Source organism: Bradyrhizobium sp. AUGA SZCCT0176 (genome assembly GCF_018130145.1).
GTDB lineage: Bacteria > Pseudomonadota > Alphaproteobacteria > Rhizobiales > Xanthobacteraceae > Bradyrhizobium.
The window spans coordinates 174,385-196,680 of the sequence record NZ_JAFCMB010000010.1; the positions used below are offsets into that span (position 1 = coordinate 174,385).

Here is a 22,296-nt window from a genome sequence, read left to right on the forward strand (position 1 = left end):
CGTCGCAAGAGCGACGACGGAAAGCTGCGCGGCGGTTGGTCCGGTTCAATGTCATGGCGCAGGCCCATACAGCCGAATGGCCGGCCCTGTCAAGCGGGGAGCTGGTCATCACTCGATCTCATAGTGGCGGAATTCCTCTGATATGTCGGCTTTGATCGCCCTGGCGGCGGCTATGTCGCTCTCTGCGCCGCTTTCATCGCCCTTTTTCCGCTTGGCTATGCCGCGGCCATACAGCGAGTTCGCCAATTTCGGATCGACGCCGAGCGCAACCGTGAAACCGTCGATCGCCGCGTCGAATTGGCCGAGCTTGAGATAGCAGAAGGCGCGGCTGTCGAGCGTCTGGGCATCGTCCGGCCTGTGCCTCAGCGACTCGCTGCAGTCTGCAAGTCCTTCCTGCGGACGGCCGAGAATGGCCCGTGTCAGGCACCGGGCGTTGAGCGCGGCGGCGTATTTCGGATTGAACCGGATCGCCTGGTCAAAGTCGGACAGCGCCCGTGAAAAGTCGTGACGGTCAAAGTGAAGAAGGCCGCGCGCATAGGCATCGCGATATTCGTCAGGCGCCAGCCGCAGCGATTGGTCCAGGTCGGCCAGCGCGCGTTCGATATCGCTTTTGCCCCTGAACAGGCGCGCCCGGTTGCCATAGGCGGCGGCGTAGTTCGGATCGAGCCGGATTGATGTGTTCAGGTCGGCGAGCGCGCGGGCTTCGTCGCCGTGATTCCAATAGGCGGTGCCGCGGTTGAAATAGGCGAGTGCGAATTTCGGGTCGAGCTTGATCGCGTGATCATAGTCGGACATCGCACGGCTGAACTCGTTGATGTCACCATAGGAGTTGCCGCGGTTGTTGTAGTACCAGGGATCGATCGAATTGAGCCGGATCGCCTGATTATAATCGGCGATCGCCTTTTCTGGTTCACCCTTGTCGCTGTAGGTGATTCCACGGTTGAACCAGGCGAACGATCCCTTCGGATCGAGCGCGATCGCGCGGTCCAGGTCGGCGATGGCCCTGTTAACCTCGCCCTTGCGACGCCAGGCTTCGCCACGGTTGGTGTAGGCGCCGGCAAGCTTCGGATTGCGCCGGATCAGTTCGCTGAAATCGGCAATGGCGCGGTCGCTGTCGTTCTTGGTGAGGTAGTTGGCGCCACGATTGAGGTAGGCGCCGACGAGGTCTTTTGGCTTCGTACCTTTCGCCGCGATCACGCCGGTGCAGCCCGCGATGATCTGGTCAGGGGTGGCCTTGCCACCGCTAAAGCATGAGCTTCGGGCCATCGCCAGGGGAGACGGTGCCTTCGCGAAAGCCGGCATTGCGGTGAACAGGGTCACCAGACACAGCATGGCCTTGGCGGCAGGGAAACCAATCTCAGTCCTCTTGAAACTCGCCATCATCGATCTCGCGCTGACCCGCGTTGCCAATCTGAAAATTGTCTCCCTTTGTGACCGGAAGGTCCGGCTTGGTTCACATTCCAGGCTTCGCAATTGAACCGGCTCGATAATGGAGCCGACCAAGGCGGGCCCACCAACCGCACAAGGTCATCCCAGTGTCCGACGACTATTCCTATCCCATCGATATCGACAGCATCCGCAGGGCATTTCCGCCGGGCACCGAGGCGCCGCCGTTGCTGATTGATTTTGCTGGCTGGCTCAAGGGGCGAGATTGGGGCAATGCCGGCTGCTACGAGCTTGTCGGAGACTTTTCCGACAATGCGCCGATCGTCGACGGCAGCCCGCTGCGCGACCAGTTCGCGCTGTTTGCGCGGTTGCCGGAAGGCTCTGTCGTCGGCGCCTGGTACGGGGCCGGCACCAGCGTCGCCAATGCGCCGATCGTGGTGCTGGGCTCCGAAGGCCAATACGAAATCATCGCGGCTTCGCTCGAGGGTTTGCTGGCCAAGATCGCAATCCAGCGATTTGAGGAAGACGTGATGTGGACCGACTTCACCCCGCATGAAGATGCCGAGGATGAGACGGACGAACTCGCCGATTGGTTGGCCAAACGTTTCCGCGTGAGGGACCTCAGGAGTTTGACGGAGCCGCCGACCGGACTGCCGGACTTCGGCCAATGGATGGAGAAATGGTGCAGGGATCGCGAGGCGTTTTGGGAAAAGCATCCGGCGATGACTGGGCTCGCGGAGCAGTTGGTTGCGCACCGGCCACCTGGCAAGACGCCATGGGATCGCACGATGTTCGAGGTCGCGATCGCGGGCCAGCAGTATCAGGTGCGCGTGCTAGATCGGGGCCGCCAGCCGATCGAAGAAGTCGTCGCGATTGAACCATTGCTGCGCGGTCTGCGCGACGACATGTGGCGCGCACAACCCGATCTCGGCCTCTGGTATTCTATGTCGTTTTCGATGGGGGCCGATGGCCGCATCCTGCCGCGCTTCGACTATGAGACGCGTCCGGCGATCAATGACGTTCCCGTCGCAATTGCCGAGGCGCGAACCGACCTTGTTCGCGCACCCCGGCCGGAACGATGGGTGCCGGCCTGGCTGTCGACTTGAGCGGATGGCTCAGAATCCCGCGACGCTGCCGTGCATGGCGGAGGGTCTTTGCAGTGGGGTGGCCAGAGATGCCAAAGACAAGCCTGCGACGCGACGCATCGCAATTGCCCGCGACCGCCGATCCGGTATTCTAAGGCAATAGTACCGGGAACAAGTACTTGGCAGTATCGATCCAATTCCGAGAGCTCTGCGCGATCCCGACCGTGCCAGGTTTTTCGCTCGTCAGGAGCGCTGTCGCGAATGACGGCTCACTGCTATTCCTGTTTGCGGAGACGGCGACCGCCGAGTCTCTCGCCGCGACCTACAAGCGAGGCATCGGCGTGTTTCCGCGAACCCGCACGGAGATAGCGACGGGGCTTTGTCTGGTGAGGATGACGTCGATGGCGTCGCACACGATCGAGCTTCCTGAACTCGATTTGACCTTTCCCAGGTTGACGTTTTCCCTGATGGACGAATCCTTGTTGCGGGGCCGAGGTGCGCGTGGCGAAGCAACGATGATTTCGACCTCAACGGTGCCATCATCCTACCCGAGACGGGCGCGGCAACGCGAATACTGTTGGGAGACGGAATAAGCTCGATGCAAATCGACAGTCTTGGCCGCATCTGGGTCGGTTATTTCGATGAGGGTGTGTTCGGCAATTTCGGTTGGGGAGGCCGGGACGGACCCCCTCCCGTCGGTTGCTCTGGGCTCGCTTGCTTCTCAGCTTCAGGTGAGAAAATCTGGGAATTTCCGGGGAACCCGATCTACGCAATTTCAGATTGTTACGCGCTCAACGTTTCCGGCACCGATGCTGCGATCTTTTTCTACACGGATTTTCCGCTTTGCCGGATCAGCGGTAACTTTGAGCTGACCTATTGGAAGCCAAAACTGGCGGGCTGCAACGCATTCGCAATCTCCGAAACGGAGGTTCTCTTTTCCGGCCAGTACAATGATCCGGCCGATGCTGCGTATGTCGGAAGGCTGGCGTCAGGAGGGTTGGGCGAGACCAAGCGGGTACGTCTATTGATGCCGGACGGGTCAGGTCGATCCGGCGGGCAATTACTAGGGCGCGGCAACTCCCTCTACCACTTCGACGCCGAGAAGGTGTGTCGGCTAAGTCTGGACTAGCAAGGCGCTCAAAACCCCGCGACGCTGCCGTGCAGGTCGTATTGGTCCGCACGCTCGATCTTGGCGGTGACGATTTCGCCGACTCGTAGCGGCCGGCGGCTGGAGACGTAGACCGCGCCGTCGATCTCGGGCGCGTCGGCCTTGGAGCGGCCTTTCGAGACGGTCGGACCGACTTCGTCGATGATGATCTGCTGCCGCGTGCCGACCTTGCGCTTCAGCCGCCGTGCCGAGATTTTCTGCTGCCGCGCCATCAGCGCGTTCCAGCGCTCCTGCTTGATCTCGTCGGGCACGGGATTGCCGATCGCATTCGAGCTCGCGCCGGCGACCGGTTCATATTTGAAACAGCCGAGGCGATCGATCTCGGCTTCCTCGAGCCAATCGAGCAAATAAGCAAAATCGGAATCGGTTTCGCCGGGGAAGCCGACGATGAAGGTCGAGCGCAGGGTCAGCTCGGGACATTGCTCGCGCCACTTCTTGATCCGCGCCAGCGTCTTTTCCTGCGCCGCCGGGCGCTTCATCGCCTTGAGCACTTCCGGGCTCGCGTGCTGAAAGGGAATGTCGAGATAGGGCAACACCTTGCCCTCGGTCATCAGGCCGATGACTTCGTCGACATGCGGGTAGGGGTAGACATATTGCAGCCGTACCCAGGCACCGAGTTCGCCGAGTTCTTTTGCGAGGTCGAAGAACTTGGCGCGGACCTGGCGGTCCTGCCACGGGCTCTCGGCATATTTGATGTCGATGCCGTAGGCTGACGTGTCCTGCGAGATCACAAGCAGTTCCTTGACGCCGGCGGCGACCAGTTTTTCTGCCTCACGCAGCACGTCACCCGCCGGGCGCGACACCAGGTCGCCGCGCAGCTTCGGGATGATGCAGAAACTACAGCGATTGTTGCAGCCTTCGGAAATCTTCAGGTAGGCGTAGTGCCGCGGCGTCAGCTTGACGCCCTGCGGCGGCACCAGGTCGAGATGCGGATTATGGACCGGCGGTAGCGCCCGGTGCACCGCGTCCAGCACGCTCTCATATTGCTGCGGACCCGTGATCGAGAGCACACCCGGATAGGCTGCCTCGATCTGCTCGGGTTCCGCGCCCATGCAACCGGTGACGATGACCTTGCCGTTCTCGGCCATGGCTTCGCCGATGGCGCCGAGCGATTCCTGCTTGGCGCTGTCCAGGAACCCGCAGGTGTTAACGATAACGATGTCGGCGCCGTCATGCTTGCGCGCCAGTTCATAGCCTTCGGCCCGCAGCCGCGTGATAATGCGCTCGGAATCCACCAGCGCCTTGGGGCATCCCAATGAAACAAAGCTGATCTTGGGCGCGGCGGCCTGTTGCATATCTTATCTGCCTGATTGATCAGCACGAGCTAGTCCCAATTGCCCACAATTACAAGGCTTTGCGCGGGACCATGACGTGCTATGGATGGGCCCGCCGGGTTAAGAGTTGATCGATGAGCGCTGAGTCGTCACCGAAAATCGTCATTGTCGACGAAAGCCCGATCCGCGCGGCCATTCTCGAAGAGGGGCTGCGGGAGGCGGGCTTTACCCGCGTGGTCCATATCAGCGAAATGCAGAGCCTGCTGGCGCGGATCTATTCCGAAGACCCTGATGTCATCCTGATCGACCTGGAAAACCCCAGCCGCGACGTGCTGGAGGCGATGTTCCAGGTCAGCCGCGCCGTGCGGCGGCCGATCGCCATGTTCGTCGACCAGAGCGACGCAGCCTCGATCCAGGCCTCCGTCGATGCCGGCGTCTCCGCCTATATCGTCGACGGCCTGAAGAAGGAGCGGATCAAGCCGATCCTCGACCTCTGCATCTCGCGCTTCAATGCCTTTTCCAAGCTGCAGGACGAGCTCGACCGTACCAAATCGGCGCTTGAGGAACGCAAGGTCATCGACCGCGCCAAGGGAATCCTGATGAAAGTGAAGGGGCTCACGGAAGACGAGGCCTACGTGCTGATGCGGTCCACCGCGATGCGCGAAAAGAAGAAAATCGGCGAGATCGCGCAGTCGATCCTGACCGCGTCGGAGCTGCTGAAATGACCACACCGCTGCATATCGGCTTCATCCCGCTGGTTGACGCCTCCGCGCTGATCATTGCCGTCGACAAGGGCTTTGCCGCCGCTGAGGGGCTCGATGTCACGCTGACGCGCGAAGTGTCGTGGTCCAATGTGCGCGACAAGCTCAATATCGGCCGGTTCGACGCGGCGCACCTGCTGGCGCCGGTAGCGATCGCCTCGAGTCTCGGCCTCGGCCACGTCAAGGTGCCGATCGTGGCGCCGTTCAATCTCGGGCTCAACGGCAATGCGATCACGATATCGCCAGCCCTGCATGCGGCGATCATGGGCGAAATCGACGGCGACCCGCGCAATCCGCTGGTGACGGCGCAGGCGCTCTCTCGGCTGGTGGCTGCGCGGCGCAAGGCCGGCGCGGAGCCGCTGACGTTCGGCATGACGTTTCCGTTCTCGACCCATAACTACCAGCTTCGCTTCTGGATGGCGGCGGGCGGGGTCGATCCCGACGAAGACGTCCATCTGGTGGTGCTGCCGCCGCCCTACATGGTGGACAGCCTGGCCAACGGGCATGTCGATGCGTTCTGCGTCGGCGCGCCCTGGAATTCGGTGGCCGTCGATCTCGGCGTCGGTCACATCCTGCACTTCGTCTCCGACATCCTGGTGCGTGCCGCGGAAAAGGTGCTTGCGGTCAGGCAAAGCTGGTCAGACAAGAATCCGGAAGTCCTGGCGGCCTTGATCCGGGCCGCCTCGCGCGCCGCGCATTTCATCGAGCAACCGGACAATCGCAGCGAGGCGGCGCATATCCTCGCGAAGCCGGAATATATCGGCGTCGATGCCGAAGTGATCCTGCGGACGCTGGATGGCCGGTTGAAGATTTCCCCCGACGGCAAGATCCGCGAGAGCAGCCGCTATCTGCTGGTCGGACGCGAGGGCGCCGCGCGGCCCGATCCCGCACAGGCTGCCTGGCTTTACGCCCAGATGGTGCGCTGGGGACAGACGGCAATGCGGCCGGACGCGCTCAAGACCGCAATGGGGGTGTTCAGGCCGGATCTCTATGACGCCGCCATGGGACAGCCAGCAAAGCTCGGTAACGGTTCCGACGCGGTCGGCGCCTTTGCCGGTCCTGCCTTCACCCCCGACGATATCGCCGGACATCTGGCGGCGTTCGAGATCGGTCGCTGGAAGCCGTGACGGCTTGACCTTGATGAGGCAAAACTAGGCATTGATATCAACTGCCTAATAATTGAGCTGACTGCCTTCCAAGTCGCTGTGAAGCGAGCTTCAGAGTTTCCCCAGCCTATTTTCAACGCTTTGATATTTCAAATAAGTTTTACGAAATCGGTTTGGCACGCAACTTGTATGTTGCAGTGCAGCCAAACCGACGCGGATGTCGGTCGGCTCAAGTCCAAGATGGATTTCCGCAGCAACGAAGCTGGTCGGACCGAACAGGAGCAAAAGCCCGGCACCGCGGCTGCGCCGAGTTCCAAACGGTCAAACCCATTCGTTGACGCCACCGATCGTGGCCGCAGGAGCTTCGTCACGTCAGATGAAAATGGAAACGCTCACAGTCGACTTTACCGACGAGCAGAAGCGCTACCTCGAAGGCTTCACCACCGGCCTGCAGATCAGCAGGGTCGGGCGCGGGCTCGGCGGCGGTTCGGACAGCAAGGCGAATGCCGAGCCGAGCGGGCCTGAGGCCGCGCACGTCAAGGCGCAGGACAGGGTTACCGCCTCCGGCAAGAAACTCGTCGAGCAGGAAAAGTGGAAGCGCGAGGAGCATCCGTTCGATGCCTATCCGCGCCTAAAGCAACAGGCGCTGGTCGATGCGCGGCCGTCGCCGGCGGACAATTTCCGCTGGCGCTATTACGGCTTGTTCTATGTAGGACCGGCGCAGGACTCCTACATGTGCCGGCTGCGGATCCCGAACGGCATCATGAAGCATTGGCAGTTCGCCGGCATGGCGGACCTCGCCGAACAGCTGTGCGGCCCGTTCTGCCACGTCACCACGCGGGCGAATTTGCAGGTGCGCGAAATCCCGCCGAAGAACGCCGTGGCACTCATCGAAGGCATTCAGGACCTCGGCCTGTGTTCGCGCGGCTCCGGCGCCGACAACATCCGTAACGTCACGGGGACGCCGACGGCGGGGATCGATCCGCAGGAAATTCTGGACACCCGCGAATACGCCCGCGAGTGGCATTATCACGTCCTGAACGACCGCTCGCTGACGGGGCTGCCGCGCAAGTTCAACGTCGCCTTCGACGGCGCCGGCAAGATCGCGGTGCTCGAAGACACCAACGACATCGCGTTTTCCGCCGTCGAGGTGAAAGACGGTTTTGGCGTCGAGCCCGGCGTCTGGTTCAAGCTCGGCATCGGCGGCATCACGGGCCACCGGGATTTTGCCGCCGATACGGGAATCATCGTCAAGCCGGCCGATGCGACCAGGGTGTCGGATGCCATTGTCCGTGTTTTCATCGATCTCGGGGACCGCACCAACCGGCTCAAGGCGCGTTTGAAATATGTCATCGACGGCATGGGGATGGAAAAATTCCTTGTGCTGGTCGAGGAGAAACTCGGCGACGCGTTTACGCGCGTGCCGGCGGAGGCGCTGGCGCCACGGCCCAATTTCGAGCGCACGGCCCATATCGGCGTGCACAAGCAGAAGCAGGAAGGCCTGAACTGGATCGGCGTCGCACTGCCGCTCGGCAAAGTGACCTGCGAGCAGATGCGCGGCCTCGCCAGGATCGCGCAGGATCTCGGCGATGGCGATATCCGCCTTACGGTCTGGCAGAACCTGCTGATTCCTGGTGTGCCCGACGACAAGGTCGCGCTGGCTACGGCCGCGATCGAAGCCATCGGGCTGGCGATCGGGACCTCTGAACTCCGCGCCGGCCTGATTGCCTGCACCGGCCGCGCGGGCTGCAAATTCGGCCTTGCCGACACCAAGCGCACGGCCGCCAGGATCGCGGATTGGTGCGATCCGAAGGTGCCGATCCAGACGCCGATCAACATCCACCTCACCGGCTGCCACCATTCCTGCGCGCAGCATTACATCAGCGACATCGGCATGATCGGCGCGCGTGTCCCGGTCGGCGATACCGACGACACGGTCGATGGCTTTCATGTCTTTACGGGCGGCGGCTTCGGTCCGGACGCCGATGTCGGGCAGGAAGTGTTTCACGACGTCACGGCGGAGGACGTGCCTGTCTATGTCGAGCGGCTGTTGAAGGCCTATCTGGCGCATCGCACTTCGCCTGATGAAACCTTCCTGACGTTTGCGCGCCGCCATGACGGCGAGACGTTGCGCAAGCTGGCCGACGCCCAAGTGTCCTCGTGAAGGTGTCCTCATGAACCAGATCACGCCGCCACCCAAGATCGAGATCATTCCCTCCAGCGCGCCGTTCTCCGAAGCGCAGCGCTCGTGGCTGAACGGGTTCTTTGCCGGTCTCTTGTCCGACGCGCCGACGCCGTTGTCGGCCGAGCAGGGCGCCGCCGTCATGGAAGGCGGCGAAATCGATGACGACGCGCCGTGGCACGACCAGACCATGCCGATTGCCGACCGCATGAAGCTCGCGGAAGGCCGTCCATTGCGGCGGAAGATGATGGCGGCGATGGCGCAGCAGGATTGCGGCCAGTGCGGCTATAATTGCAACGACTATTCGGACGCGATCGCCGGCAAGACCGAGGCGCGGCTCAATCTCTGCGTCCCCGGCGGCAAGGAAACCGCCCGGATGCTGAAATCGCTGTATGAGGAACTGGACAAGGCGCCGGCCGCGTCGCCATCGGCTGCTGCCGCACCCGCCGCCGCAGCGCCGGCGGTCGTTGGCGAACCCGGACGTTCGCGCGACAATCCCGCGCCGGCAAAATTCCTCGGGCGCTATCTGCTCAACAAGGGCCAATCGGAAAAGGAAACCTGGCACATCGACTTCGACCTGTCGGGCTGCGGGCTCGATTATGTCGTCGGCGATTCCTTCGGCATCTTCGCCCGCAACGATCTCGGCAATGTCGATCAGATCATTGCCTTGCTCGGCGCCTCGCACACCACCAAAGTCCGCGGCAAGACCTTGCGTGAGGTGTTGCTCGACGATGTCTCGCTGGCGCCGGCGCCGGATTCGCTGTTCGAACTGATCTCCTACCTCACCGGCGGCGCGCAGCGCGAGAAGGCGAGGGCGCTGGCGCAGGGCGAGGATCCCGACGGCGATGCCACGACGCTCGACGTGATGGCGGTACTGCAGAAATTTCCCAATGTGCGGCCGCATCCCGAAGCCTTCGTCGAAGCGCTGGAAGCGTTGCAGCCGCGGCTCTATTCGATCTCTTCCTCGCACAATGCGACGCCCGGCAAACTGTCGCTGACGGTCGACTGCGTTCGCTACGTCATCAACAAGCGCAAGCGGCTCGGCCTTGCCTCCACCTTCCTCGCCGAACGCATCCAGCCCGGCGACGAGGTCAAGGTCTATGTGCAGAAGGCCCACGGCTTTGCGCTGCCGGAGGATCCGAAAATTCCGATCATCATGATCGGGCCGGGCACCGGCATCGCGCCGTTCCGCGCCTTCCTGCATGATCGCCGCGCCACTGGCGCGCCCGGCAAGAACTGGCTGTTCTTCGGCCATCAGCGCAGCGACTGCGACTTCTTCTACCAGGACGAACTCAACGCGATGAAGACGTCGGGGCTCTTGACGCGGCTGTCGCTGGCGTGGTCGCGCGACGGCGACAAGAAGTTCTACGTGCAGGACCGCATGCGCGAAGTCGGCCGCGAGGTGTGGACGTGGCTCGCCGAGGGCGCCAACGTCTACATCTGCGGCGACGCCAAGCGGATGGCCAAGGACGTCGAGCGCGCGCTGGTCGATATCGTCGCCCAATTCGGCGCCCGGTCCACCGACGAGGCCGTCCTGTTCGTCGCGGAACTCAAGAAAAAGGGCCGGTTCCAGCAGGACGTTTACTAACGGGACTACAATCGTAACCCGGCGGGTTCCAATTCGCTCAAATCGGCCCGAATAAAATTCTCGCCCGAATTGGGTCGAGAGAATTTTTCACTGGAAAGTGAGTCCGGAGGAGGGTCCGCATCACTATTTTTAGGGCCCGCTTGCAAGTTGGCGCGAACGATATTCCATATGCAGCCCATGCTGCGTTGGAGATCGACGATGCGCGAACTATCGGCGGAAGCCCGCCTGCACCTCTATGCACGTTCCCTGTCCCGGCGGACCGGAACCGGATTCCATACCGCCGCGCTCTACGGCTCGTTCGCGCTCATCGCCGCCATCGTGTTCAGCTCGCTCTCGGTTCATCCGTTCTAATTTGAAGCGTTCTTTTTTTGACGCGTTTTCTTAACGCGAACCGGAATCCACTTCGCTCGAAAACGCTATGTTACGGCCAGGCCGCGTAGGACGCGCCGCGCCGTATCTGCTCCAGTCGAGAACGACGTCGGTAGACGCCCGGCGAAACACCCTGGTGCTTGCGAAAGAACCGGCTGAAATATCCGGGATCACGAAATCCAAGACCGTAACCGATCTGCTCGACCGGAAGATCGAGTTGCTGCAGGCGCGTGCAGGCCTCCTCGATCAGTCGCAGATGCACGACGGCGCGAGGGCTGACGCCTTTTTCGCGTTTGCAGTGGGCGTGCAGCTTGTCTTCGGTAACGCCCAGCGCGGCGGCATAGCGCGCGACCTGCCAGCCATCGCGGTAGTGCAATTCGACCATCTGGAGAAAATTTCCGACTAGGCGGGTGCCGTCACCCCGGTGCGCGGCTTCGTCGGGCGCTTCGCCTGAGATGACGGAGCGCCACAGATGCAGGCAAAGCAGCAGCACATGCGATGACATCATCGTCGCGGTGCCGCGCCCGGGAGAATGCAGTTCGCGCACCAGCGCATCGCAGCCATGGATCACGGCGTTGAAGGCTTCGCCGACCTGTCCCGCCTTCAAGAGCACAAGCCGGTCGATGGTGCGGCGGAGGTGAAGCGCCTCGGCGCTGCCGGCGACGGTTTTGGTGAGAAAGTCTTCGGAGATCGCGATCAGATAGCCTTGCGCGCCGGCTTCGACCTGCAGATCGCCCTCGAGATCGGCCGGCAGCCACAGCAGCGCCGGCGCCTCAAATGCGACATGGGTGCCGCGTAGCGCGACGGCGCCGCGCCGCGCCTCGATCACCATGAGGTGGGAACGGCGAAGTCCGCGCTGACGAATGACCCATTGGGCCGGCGCAAGGCTGGCGGAAAACCGCTCCGCATGGAGGGCCGGAATCGGCTTCTCCGCAAAGGCTTCCAGCCCCGAACCCAACTGCATGGCATCCCCCAACCGTGACAATCTACCGCTTGTCCCAAGCGCTCTTTGACGGAAGGATACAATCAATCCCCGGATACGTCCAATTCTATGCCCCGAGCGCTCCCATAGGCTGCATCCGGTCGAACGCCGCTCCAAGGCGATGGACGCAAAAGTCTCTGGGAGGAGAACATGGGGTCATCAGTCACCCGCTTCGCAGCGGGATTACTCGCCGTCACCGGGGCGGCCCTTCTCGCAGCCGATGGGCCGGCGCTGGCACAAAGCTCGGTCAAGATCGGTTACGCGCTTTCGCGCACCGGTCCCAATGCTGGCGGTGCCGCGGTGACGACGCTGCCGAACTACGAAATGTGGGTGAAGGAAGTGAACGCCGCGGGCGGCCTGAAGCTCGGCGACAAGCGGGTGCCGATCGAGGTTGTCCAGTATGACGATCGCTCCAGCGCCGAAGAAGCGGCGAGGTCGCTCGAGCGGCTGATCACCCAGGACAAGGTCGACTTCATCCTGCCGCCCTGGGGCACCGGCCTCAATCTGGCGGTCGGGCCGATCCTGAACAAGGCCGGCTATCCGCATCTCGCATCGACCGCAGTGACCGACCGCGCGCCTGAACTGGCCAAGCGCTGGCCCAACAGCTTCTGGCTGCTCGGCACCAGCGCCGGCGCCGCCAACACGCTGGTGGATCTCTTGGTCAAGCTGCGCACCGAAGGCAAGATCGGCGACACCGTCGCCATGGTCAGCGTCGCCGACGGCTTTGGCATCGACTTGTCGGGCGCCGCGCGTCCTGCACTGGCAAAAGCCAATTTCAAGCTGGCCTATGACAAGACCTATCCGGTCGGCACCCAGGACCTCAGCCCGATCGTCAACGAGGTCAAGGCGCTCAATCCGGATGTCTTCATCGCCTTCAGCTATCCGCCGGATACGCTCGGGATCACCGAACAGGCGCGGATCGCAAGCTTCAATCCAAAAATCTTCTACACCGGCGTCGGTACTGCTTTTCCGCTGTTCAAGCAGAAGTTCGGCGCCAATGCGCAGGGCGTGATGGGGATCGGCGGCTGGAGCGGCGACAGTGCGCCGATCAAGGATTACCTCGCGCGTCACAAGGCGGCATCGGCGAACGGCGCGGAGCCGGATCGCTGGGCCAGTGCGGTGACCTACGCCAGCCTGCAGATGCTGCAGCAGGCGATCGAGCGCGTCGGCAAGATCGACCGTGAGGCCGTCATCAAGGACCTGCAGACCGGGACCTTCGATACCATCATCGGCAAGGTCAAGTTCGAGAACAACCTGCCGACCAAATATTGGTGGGTCGGGCAGTGGCAGGACGGCGAATTTTACGGCGTCGGCCCGGCCACCAACGAAGGCGCGCGTACGCCTGTTGTCCCGAAGCCGGCATGGAAGGCGCCGTGATCGGCGATTGGTCCAGACGGCACTGAGTAAATGACGAACGCCATCTTCACCGGCCTGATGCTCGGGGGCATGTACGCGCTGATCGCCATGGGGCTGACGCTCCAATATGGCGTGGCGCGGATCATGAACCTGTCCTACGGCGAGTTTCTCGTCGCGGCGGCCTTTGCGTCCTATTGGCTGTTCACGGGATGGGCATTGAACCCGTTGCTTGGACTGGCGCTCGTCATTCCCGCCGGTTTCGGCGTGAGCCTGTTGCTGTACCGCGTCCTGCTCACGCCGCTGGTGCGCCGGGCAAGGACGCGGGGCGCGCTCGAAGTCGACAGCATTCTGGCGACCTTCGGCATGATGTTCATCGTCCAGGGCATCATGCTGTCGATGTTCGGCGGCGCTTACTTCAGCTACTCCTTCCTCGCGATCCCGGTCAGCCTGTTCGGCGAAATCCTCGCCTTGAACCGGCTGATCGCATTCGGCCTGGCAGTCGCGGTCGGCCTTGCGCTGTATTTGGCCCTGACCCGCACCCGGCTTGGGACCTCGATCCGCGCGGTTGCGGTCGACCCCATGGCCGCACAGCTGGTGGCGATCGATGTGCTCAGGACTTCCGCATTCGCATTCGCGCTCGGCGGCGCGCTGGTGGCGGCGGCCGGCGTCCTGATCAGCATGTTTCTGACATTCAGCGCTTCGTCGGGCGTGATCTTCACCATGAAGGCGCTGATCGTGGTTGTCATGGGCGGCGTCGGCAATCTGCTCGGCTGTCTCGTCGCAGGTTTGGCGCTGGGTCTGAGTGAATCCTTGGTCGCGACCTTCGTCGATCCGGGCCTGACGCTGGCGGTGAATTTCGCGCTGTTCCTCGGCGTCCTGCTGGTCAAGCCGGCGGGGCTGTTCGGGAGGGCGCAGCGATGAGCGCAATGCGCCTTGCCGCCGCGCTCGCAAGCTGCGCCGGCCTTACCGTGCTGGCGCTGCTGCCGATGTACGTCGATGCCTATTACCTCGCACTCGCGATCGGGCTTTTGCAATTCACGGTGCTCGCGACCGCATGGGGGCTGTTCTCCGGACCGACGCGTTATGTCTCGCTGGCGACGACGGCGTTTTTCGGGGTCGGCGCCTATACGGTCGCCGTGCTCGGCGAACTGCTTTCCTGGCCGCTGGTGCTGCTGATCGCGACCGTGATCGGCGCACTGATGGCCGTCATCGTCGGCCTTTCCACGCTGCGGCTCAGCGGCCTGCATTTCGTGATCTTCACGTTCGGGTTGGCCGAACTCATTCGCCAGCTCGTGATCTGGTACGAGGTCAACAAGACCCGCGTGCTCGGCCGCTACGTGTTCGTCGACATCACCCAGAAGGATATCTACTGGCAGCTTCTCGTGCTTGCGGTCGCGGTGTTCGTGATCGGCTGGCTGATCGCGCGCTCGCGGCTCGGCTTTGCGCTGCGCATCATCGGCGAGGACGAGACCGTCGCAAAACATTGCGGGATCAACGTCACCGTCGCCAAGGTGACGCTGTTCACGATCAGCGCCGTCTTCATGACGTTGGTCGGCGCGATCATGGCGCCGCGCTGGACCTATATCGAACCCTCGATTGCGTTCAACGCCACGATTTCCTTTGAAGTCGTGATCATGGCGCTGCTCGGCGGCGCGCACCGGCTCTGGGGGCCGGCGCTCGGCGCCATTCCGCTGACATTGCTGTTCGAGTTCCTGGCGGCGCGGTTTCCGACCGCCTCGACGCTGATCATGGGCGTCATCTTCCTGCTGATCGTGTACGCGCTGCCCGCCGGCGTCGTCGGCCTGTGGGATAACTTCAGGCGGCAATGGCGGCCACAGCGCACCGGGCAGGGGGTCAAGGCATGACGGCCGCAGCCTCAACCGTTCTCGAGATCAAGGGTCTGGTCCGGGCGTTCGGCGGCCTTGTTGCCGTCAATGCGCTGGATATGACGGTCCGCTCCGGCGAGATCGTGGGACTGCTCGGTCCGAACGGATCAGGCAAGACCACCGCGCTCAATCTCGTCTCGGGCGTGCTGCGTCCGGATTCCGGCGCGATCCACTTCGCCGGACACGACATTGCCGGCATGGCGACGCATCGCATCGCGCGTCTTGGCCTCGGGCGTACCTTTCAATTGGTCCGCGTGCTCGACGGCATGAACTGCGCCGAGAATGTGCGGGCGGGCCTTGCCTTCCATCCGGCACGCTTGGCGCGCAGCGAAATGGATGTCGCTGCCATCCGGTTGTTGGAGCGGGTCGGGTTGAAAGATGCCGATCAGCGCCTGGCAACCGAGCTGACCTATATCGACCGCAAGCGACTCGAGCTGGCACGCGCGCTGGCGCTGAAACCGCGGCTTCTTCTGCTCGACGAGTGGCTGGCCGGACTCAATCCCTCCGAGCTTTTGATCGGCATTGCGCTGATCCGCTCGCTGAAAGACGAAGGCCTGTCGATCCTGCTGGTCGAACACGTCATGGATGCGATCCGCTCGCTTTGCGATCGCTGCGTGGTCATGAACAGCGGCCGGAAGATTGCCGAGGGCACTCCGGACGAGGTGTTATCAGATCCCGCCGTCATCGAAGCCTATCTGGGAGCGGTAGCCGATGCTTGAGGTAGCGGATATCAGCGTCGCCTACGGCCAGCATCGCGCATTGACGGACGCCGCGCTGAACGTGGGCCGCGGCGAAATCGTCGTCATCCTCGGCGCCAATGGCGCGGGGAAAACCTCTCTGCTGAAAGCCTTCGCCGGGATCGTGGCCTGCCTTCCCGGCAAGCGCGTCACGCTTTCGGGACGCGATATCTCCGCTCTTCCGGCCCACGAGATTGTCGAGGCTGGTCTGGCGCTGGTGCCGGAAGGTCGCGGCATCTTTGCCGATTTGACGGTCGCGGAAAACCTGTTGCTGGGCGCCAACCCGAAGCGCGCGCGTGACGGGGAGGCTGCGCGGCGGGAGCGGGTGCTGTCGCTGTTTCCGCGCCTCGGTGAACGGCTCGGACAGACGGTGCGGACCATGAGCGGCGGCGAGCAGCAGATGGTCGCGATCGGTCGCGCGCTGATGTCCAATCCCGACGTTCTCCTGCTGGACGAGCCCTCGCTCGGCCTGTCGCCGCTATTGGTGCGCGAATTGTTCGCAAGCCTTCGCAAGGTGCGCGAGAGCGGCGTCGGTCTGCTGCTGGTCGAACAGAACGCGCGCGAAAGCCTCGCCATCGCCGATCGCGGCTATCTCATCGAGAACGGCAAGATCACCGGCAGCGGCACGGGGACCGAGCTGATGTCTAACGATGCCGTACAGCGTGCCTATCTCGGCGGAATTGTCGCAAGCGCGGTTTGAAATTCACGAAAATAACCTGAAAACACGGAGGATCACGCCATGAACCAGATCAGTCTGCTGCTCGAAAACCAGGACGTTCAGGCTGTTGACGGCGTCACGTTCGATCGCCTCAACCCCATCACGGGTGAAGTTGCTACTCGCGCTTCCGCCGCGCAGATATCCGATGCCAAACGCGCTGCCGATGCAGCCGCGGCCGCGTTCCCGGCATGGTCGTCGACCGGACCGGGCCTGCGCCGAAAGATCCTGCTCAAGGCCGCCGACGCGCTCGAAGCCAAGACGGCGCAGTTCATCGAACTGATGGCGACTGAAACGGGTGCTACCGCCGGCTGGGCCGGGTTCAATGTGGGTCTTGCCGCGGGGATGCTACGCGAAGCCGCCGCGATGACGACGCAGATTTCGGGCGAGGTGATCCCGTCGGACAAGCCGGGCTGCATCGCGATGGCGGTCCGGCAGCCGGCCGGCGTCGTGCTCAGCATCGCGCCCTGGAACGCTCCGGTGATCCTCGGCGTACGCGCGGTGGCGTTACCGCTCGCATGCGGAAACACGGTTATTCTGAAGGCCTCCGAGATATGTCCGGGCACCCACCGCCTGATCGCGGAATGCCTGCGCGATGCCGGTTTGCCGCCCGGCGTGGTCAACGTCATCACCAACGCACCTGAAGATGCACCTGATCTGATCGAGGCCCTGATTGCGCATCCGGCCGTGCGCCGTATCAATTTCACCGGCTCGACCCGTGTCGGCCGGATCATCGCCCAGACGGCGGCAAAATATCTCAAGCCAGCACTGCTCGAGCTCGGCGGCAAGGCGCCGCTGATCGTGCTCGATGATGCGGATATCGATGCCGCGGTCGCTGCTGCCGCTTTCGGCGCGTTCATGAACCAGGGACAGATCTGCATGTCGACGGAACGGATCGTGCTCGACAACAAGGTCGCCGACGCCTTCGTCGCCAAGCTGGCGACCAAGGCCGACTCGCTGGTGGCGGGCGATCCGCGCAAGGGCGGCACGCCGCTGGGGTCGCTGATCGGCGCTGATGCCGTCGATCGCATCCAAGGTCTCATCAAGGACGCGGTGAGCAAGGGCGCGCGTGTCGTGGCCGGCGGCCGGTCGGAGGGGACGTTGATGTCGGCCACCGTGCTCGATCACGTCACCTCGGTCATGCGGATCTATGGCGAAGAATCGTTCGGTCCGGTGGTCAGCATCGTGCGTGTAAATAGCGTCGATGAGGCCGTACGGGTCGCGAACGACACCGAGTATGGATTGTCAGCGGCAGTGTTCGGCCGCGATATCGCCCGCGCGATGGACGTCGCCAAAAGGATCGAGTCGGGCATTTGTCATGTCAACGGGCCGACCGTGCACGATGAAGCGCAAATGCCGTTCGGGGGTACCAAGGCGTCCGGCTATGGGCGTTTCGGCGGCAAGGCGGGCATTGCCGAATTCACCGAGCTGCGCTGGATCACCATCGAGACCGGTCCGCAGCATTATCCGATCTGAGTTTGGGCTGACATCACGCCGCGGAAATCCCGCGGCGTGACGCCAAAGAAACTCTTGAACGTCCGGGTCGCGTGCGCGCCGTCGGCGAAACCGCATTGCATGGCGAGCGCCGCAATTGAAGTTTGCGACAGGGCAGGTTGCTGCAGCAGGTTTCGAAAGTGGTCGACGCGCAGCTGGAGCACGTGGCGTTCAAACGTCGTCTGGTGGTCGGCGAAGATGCGATGCAAGGTTCGCTCCGAAACGCCGAACGCAGTTGCAATCGCCGGAGCCGGCCGGATCGCCGCAATGTTCGCCCTCAGATAGGTGTCGATCAGGCCGAACAGCTCGGTGCGGGTAAGCCCGTGGTCGTCACCGGTTGCAAGACGAAGCAGGGTCGACAGATAAGCGGCGATATCCGTTTCGGCCTGGCCTGGCCGCGCATCCGACAGATGGATGGCCGCGCGAATGAAAGCCGCGATCGAGCGCGCGATGGCGCCGGACAGAGGGACGGGTCTTGCGCATAGTCGCTCGGCTTGCGGAAACATCTGAAGCAGCGTCGCGGCAGGAACTGTTGCGATCAGCACTTCGGAACGCTGTTCGGGTCCATCGAGCCGATCCTCGAACGGCCGCCGCGCGTCATAGAGTACGCCATATCCCGGCTCGATCGTGCCTTCGTTGCCGGCCTGCGCCATCGAGCTTCGGCCGCGGCGCTGGAAATCGAACATGAACTCGTCCGAGCCCGACTTGCTGACGAGCTTTGCGTCGCGGCTGTAGCATTGCGGGCTGCTGTCGAAACGCACGAGCTTGACGCTGCCGAGTTCCACGAACTCGAAGTGACCGCTGACCCGCGTCGGACCGATCGGCCTGGTCTCGATATGGGCGAATGAACGACAGATCGACTCGGTCCAGAACGCCTGGCGTTCGGCGGGGTGGATTTGGTCTGTCGAGACGCTGATCGGCATCGAGGATGCGGTTCCACAAGGTGATGGCTCACCGTCGCCCGAATTCGGTCCGGCTGGCAAGATCGAAAAGCTGGCAGGTTCATTCAAGACGCTGCACCCTGGTTACCCTAACGTGCGGTCCAATGTTGCAAGGTGTGAATATGGACCTGACGAGAGAACCGGCCGGTACGGCCGTCACGCATCCCCTCGATCCGCTCAGCGAAGCTGAGGTGGTGCTGGCCTCCGATCTGCTGCGGGCCGCCAAGCAACTTGGTCCGGATACCCGCTTCTCCCACGTCCAGCTTGAGGAACCGGCCAAGGCCGACATCCTGGGTTGGACATCAGGCACCAATTTGCCGAGGCAGGCGGCGGTCACGCTGTTCGACTGCAAGACCGGGGCGACCCATATCGCGACCGTCGATCTCGGGTCACGGCAGGTGACGGCATGGCGCGAGCATCCGACCAAGGCGCATCCTTATGGCCAGCCCCCGGTCACGATCGAGGAGGTGTTCAAGGTCGGCGACATCGTCAAGCGTGATGCCGGATGGCGACACGCGATGAAGCGTCGCGGGCTGACGGACGAAGACATCGAGCTGGTCCAGGTCGATCCGTTCTCAGCCGGTTACTTCGACCGCGACGTCGAGAAGGGCCGCAGGCTTGTCAGTGGGGTTTCCTTTTGGCGCCGCGATATCAAGGACAATGGCTATGCCCATCCGATCGAGGGCGTGGTCGCGCTGGTCGATCTGATCGAGGACAAGGTCGTCCAGCTCGTGGACGAGCCGGAAATCGTTCCGATCCCGAAGCGGTCTCGCAACTATGACCGCGCGTCGATCCCGAAAATGCGCGAGGACGTCAAGCCTCTCGATATCGTGCAGAACGGCGGCCCGAGCTTCTCGGTCGAAGGTTGGAAGGTCTCGTGGCAGAATTGGTCGTTCCGCGTCGGCTGGACCGCACGCGAAGGCCTCGTGCTGCATCAGATCGGTTTCAACGACAGCGGACGCGAGCGGCCGATCATCTATCGGGCCAGTGTCAGCGATATGATCGTGCCCTATGCCGATCCGACCGCGAACCATTTCTGGAAGTGCGCATTTGACGCCGGCGAGTACGGTTTGGGCAAGCTCGCCAATGCGCTGGAGCTTGGCTGCGATTGCCTCGGGCAAATCCATTATTTCGACGTTCCGGTCGCCGACGATTACGGCAAGCCGGCTGTCATGAAGAACGCGATCTGCCTGCACGAGGAGGATTACGGCATTCTCTGGAAGCACTATGAATTCCGCAACGAGACCTTCGAGGTGCGGCGCTCCCGCCGTCTCGTGATCTCGTTCTTCACGACCGTCGGCAATTATGATTACGGCTTCTACTGGTATTTCTATCAGGACGGCACGATCCAGCTTGAAGTCAAGCTGACCGGCATTATCCAGACCGCGGCGGTAGCGCCCGGTCAATCCTATCCCTGGGGTGGCATGGTCGCGGAAGGGCTGGGCGGTCCGACGCACCAGCACTTCTTCAACGCCCGCCTGCACATGATGGTCGATGGCGAGCGCAACAGCGTCACCGAGTACGAATTCAAGCCGCGGCCCTTTGGCAAGGACAATCCATACGGCAACGTGTTCGACACCACAGCGCGAACGCTCGCGTGCGAACAGGATGCGGCCCGCGAGGCCGACGGCCGCACCGGGCGCTACTGGAAGATCATCAATCCCAACCAAACCAACAGCGTCGGCGGGCCGACCGGGTACAAGCTGCTGGCGCATGCGGCGCCGGTGATGCTGGCGCAGGAAAACTGTTACATGACCGCGCGCGGTGGCTTTGCCACCAAGCACCTCTGGGTCACGCGCTATGCGCCCGACGAACGCTATGCCAGCGGCGAATTCCCGAACCAGCATGCCGGCGGTGACGGTCTGCCGAAATACGTGGCGCAGAACCGCGCGATTGAAAACGAGGACATCGTGGTCTGGCACACTTTTGGCGCCACCCATGTCTGCCGGCCCGAGGATTTTCCGGTCATGCCGGTCGAATATGTCGGGTTCGCCCTCAAGCCGAACGGATTCTTCGCCGAGAATCCGGCGATGGATTTGCCGCCTGATCGCAACGACGCAAGCCGCGACGTCAGGGAGAAGGGGGCGTGCTGCGCCTGACACGCGACTGGTTTCGCATCCGATCCAAACAGGAGATGGGCCATGAACCGCAGGAAGCTTCTAAAGGGCGCCGGTCTTGCCGCCGCCGCAACGGCTGTCAGCGCGCCCGCTATCGCACAGTCGGCTCCAACGGTGCGCTGGCGGCTGACGACGTCGTTCCCAAAATCCCTCGATACGCTCTACGGCGCGTGCGAGATGTTCAGCAAGGCCATGGCCGATCTGTCGGAACAGAAGTTCCAGATCAGCGTGTATGGCCCGGGCGAAATCGTGCCGGCGTTCCAGGTGTTTGACGCGGTCGCCAACAACACCGTCGAGATGGGGAACAGCGCGTCCTACTACTACATCGGCAAGGATCTGGCGTTTGCGTTCGGAACCGCCGTACCATTCGGGCTCAACACGCGGCAGATGAACGCCTGGCTCGCCTATGGCGGCGGGCTCGAACTCATGAACGACCTCTACAAGCCTTACGGCATCTACGGCCTGCCGTTCGGAAACACGACCGCGCAGATGGGCGGCTGGTTCCGCAAGGAGATCAAGACGCTCGATGATCTGAAGGGCCTGAAATTCCGGGTCGGCGGCGTGGCCGGACAGGTGCTGGCCCGCATCGGCGTCGTGCCGCAGCAGATTCCGCCAGGGGATATCTACCCCGCACTCGAGAAAGGCACGATCGACGCTGCCGAATGGATCGGCCCCTATGACGACGAGAAGCTCGGCTTCCTGAAGGTCGCGCCCTATTACTATTATCCCGGCTGGTGGGAAGGCTGCGCCAACGGCTTTCTCTACATCAACACGGCGAAATGGGCGGAGCTTCCAAAAATCTATCAGGACATGATGACGATCGCGGCCGCGCAGGTCGCGGCCGACCTGACCGCCAAATACGATACCCGCAACGCCCAGGCGATCAAGCGCCTGGTGGCCGCCGGCGCGCAGCTTCGGCCGTTCTCGACCGACATCCTCGACGCCTGCTTCAAGGAGACCAATGAGCTGTTCGCCGAGGTCGCGGCCAAGAACGCCAGGTTCAAGGCCCTGAACGACTCCATGACGGCGTTCCGCAACGAGCAATATCAGTGGCATCAGGTCTGTGAAGCCACCTACGACAATTACATGATCCGGCGAAGCCGCGGCTAGGCTGACATCGCCGGCGGCCCGCCAGAACCGGAGACGCAT

19 protein-coding genes are annotated in these 22,296 nt (G+C 62.8%); 15 read left to right on the forward strand and 4 right to left on the reverse strand.

Annotated elements, in window-relative coordinates:
* Window positions 1-108 precede the first annotated feature (108 nt).
* Window positions 109-1,380, reverse strand: a complete 1,272-nt coding sequence (locus JQ600_RS23485) for a tetratricopeptide repeat protein (protein WP_249136036.1) — start codon at window positions 1,378-1,380, stop codon at window positions 109-111.
* A 155-nt stretch (window positions 1,381-1,535) separates the two neighbouring features.
* Here JQ600_RS23485 and JQ600_RS23490 point away from each other — a divergent pair, with 155 nt between their 5' ends.
* Window positions 1,536-2,492 carry a hypothetical protein gene (locus tag JQ600_RS23490; protein WP_212390762.1) on the forward strand — a complete coding sequence of 319 codons (957 nt, stop codon included), beginning with the start codon at window positions 1,536-1,538 and terminating at the stop codon, window positions 2,490-2,492.
* Window positions 2,493-3,069: 577 nt separating this feature from the next.
* Window positions 3,070-3,600, forward strand: a complete 531-nt coding sequence (locus JQ600_RS23495) for a hypothetical protein (protein ID WP_249136037.1) — start codon at window positions 3,070-3,072, stop codon at window positions 3,598-3,600.
* Between the two features lie 8 nt (window positions 3,601-3,608).
* On the opposite strand, the gene rimO is transcribed toward JQ600_RS23495, so the two are convergent.
* A complete protein-coding gene (gene rimO, locus JQ600_RS23500) occupies window positions 3,609-4,934 on the reverse strand; it encodes a 30S ribosomal protein S12 methylthiotransferase RimO (RefSeq protein ID WP_212390763.1) in 1,326 nt (441 codons plus the stop codon).
* A 113-nt stretch (window positions 4,935-5,047) separates the two neighbouring features.
* On the opposite strand from rimO, the gene JQ600_RS23505 reads away from it, so the two are divergent.
* The 5 genes from JQ600_RS23505 (at window position 5,048) to JQ600_RS23525 (ending at window position 10,901) form a co-directional block, all read left to right on the forward strand.
* Window positions 5,048-5,638 carry an ANTAR domain-containing response regulator gene (locus JQ600_RS23505; protein WP_209837170.1) on the forward strand — a complete coding sequence of 197 codons (591 nt, stop codon included), beginning with the start codon at window positions 5,048-5,050 and terminating at the stop codon, window positions 5,636-5,638.
* Window positions 5,635-6,801 (forward strand): CmpA/NrtA family ABC transporter substrate-binding protein, encoded by a 1,167-nt coding sequence (locus JQ600_RS23510; protein WP_212264456.1) that lies wholly within the window; start codon window positions 5,635-5,637, stop codon window positions 6,799-6,801. Before JQ600_RS23505 ends, JQ600_RS23510 begins: the two co-directional genes overlap by 4 nt.
* Before the next feature lie 355 nt (window positions 6,802-7,156).
* Window positions 7,157-8,944 (forward strand): NirA family protein, encoded by a 1,788-nt coding sequence (locus tag JQ600_RS23515; RefSeq protein ID WP_212390764.1) that lies wholly within the window; start codon window positions 7,157-7,159, stop codon window positions 8,942-8,944.
* 10 nt (window positions 8,945-8,954) lie between these two features.
* A complete protein-coding gene (locus JQ600_RS23520; RefSeq protein WP_212390765.1) occupies window positions 8,955-10,550 on the forward strand; it encodes a sulfite reductase subunit alpha in 1,596 nt (531 codons plus the stop codon).
* A gap of 198 nt (window positions 10,551-10,748) precedes the next feature.
* Complete coding sequence (locus JQ600_RS23525) at window positions 10,749-10,901, forward strand: hypothetical protein (protein WP_192736006.1); 153 nt, start codon at window positions 10,749-10,751, stop codon at window positions 10,899-10,901.
* 70 nt (window positions 10,902-10,971) lie between these two features.
* Here JQ600_RS23525 and JQ600_RS23530 read toward each other — a convergent pair whose 3' ends face one another.
* On the reverse strand, window positions 10,972-11,883 hold the full coding sequence (locus JQ600_RS23530; protein ID WP_212264464.1) for a helix-turn-helix domain-containing protein: 912 nt from the start codon (window positions 11,881-11,883) through the stop codon (window positions 10,972-10,974).
* Window positions 11,884-12,051: 168 nt separating this feature from the next.
* Here JQ600_RS23530 and JQ600_RS23535 point away from each other — a divergent pair, with 168 nt between their 5' ends.
* From JQ600_RS23535 to JQ600_RS23560, 6 genes are read left to right on the forward strand one after another with little or no spacing between them, the layout of a single operon-like run.
* The gene (locus JQ600_RS23535) at window positions 12,052-13,278 is read left to right on the forward strand and encodes an amino acid ABC transporter substrate-binding protein (RefSeq protein WP_212490116.1); all 1,227 of its coding nucleotides are present in this window, start codon (window positions 12,052-12,054) and stop codon (window positions 13,276-13,278) included.
* Between the two features lie 30 nt (window positions 13,279-13,308).
* Window positions 13,309-14,178: a branched-chain amino acid ABC transporter permease gene (locus tag JQ600_RS23540; RefSeq protein WP_249136038.1), complete on the forward strand. Its 870-nt coding sequence runs from the start codon at window positions 13,309-13,311 to the stop codon at window positions 14,176-14,178.
* Window positions 14,175-15,122: a branched-chain amino acid ABC transporter permease gene (locus JQ600_RS23545; RefSeq protein WP_249136039.1), complete on the forward strand. Its 948-nt coding sequence runs from the start codon at window positions 14,175-14,177 to the stop codon at window positions 15,120-15,122. The genes JQ600_RS23540 and JQ600_RS23545 overlap by 4 nt, the downstream gene beginning before the upstream one ends.
* Window positions 15,119-15,862 (forward strand): ABC transporter ATP-binding protein, encoded by a 744-nt coding sequence (locus JQ600_RS23550; RefSeq protein WP_212390767.1) that lies wholly within the window; start codon window positions 15,119-15,121, stop codon window positions 15,860-15,862. The genes JQ600_RS23545 and JQ600_RS23550 overlap by 4 nt, the downstream gene beginning before the upstream one ends.
* Entirely contained in the window at window positions 15,855-16,580 is a 726-nt protein-coding gene (locus JQ600_RS23555) for an ABC transporter ATP-binding protein (protein ID WP_212390768.1), read from the forward strand. The genes JQ600_RS23550 and JQ600_RS23555 overlap by 8 nt, the downstream gene beginning before the upstream one ends.
* Before the next feature lie 39 nt (window positions 16,581-16,619).
* Window positions 16,620-18,071 (forward strand): aldehyde dehydrogenase, encoded by a 1,452-nt coding sequence (locus JQ600_RS23560; RefSeq protein ID WP_212390769.1) that lies wholly within the window; start codon window positions 16,620-16,622, stop codon window positions 18,069-18,071.
* Here JQ600_RS23560 and JQ600_RS23565 read toward each other — a convergent pair.
* Window positions 18,059-19,012: a helix-turn-helix domain-containing protein gene (locus JQ600_RS23565; protein ID WP_212390770.1), complete on the reverse strand. Its 954-nt coding sequence runs from the start codon at window positions 19,010-19,012 to the stop codon at window positions 18,059-18,061. The two genes, JQ600_RS23560 and JQ600_RS23565, sit on opposite strands and share 13 nt — an antisense overlap.
* 140 nt (window positions 19,013-19,152) lie before the next feature.
* On the opposite strand from JQ600_RS23565, the gene JQ600_RS23570 reads away from it, so the two are divergent.
* Together JQ600_RS23570 and JQ600_RS23575 are read left to right on the forward strand one after the other, a co-directional pair.
* Window positions 19,153-21,129 (forward strand): primary-amine oxidase, encoded by a 1,977-nt coding sequence (locus JQ600_RS23570; RefSeq protein WP_212390771.1) that lies wholly within the window; start codon window positions 19,153-19,155, stop codon window positions 21,127-21,129.
* Window positions 21,130-21,171: 42 nt separating this feature from the next.
* Window positions 21,172-22,257: a TRAP transporter substrate-binding protein gene (locus JQ600_RS23575; protein WP_212390772.1), complete on the forward strand. Its 1,086-nt coding sequence runs from the start codon at window positions 21,172-21,174 to the stop codon at window positions 22,255-22,257.
* The last annotated feature ends 39 nt before the right edge of the window (window positions 22,258-22,296 follow it).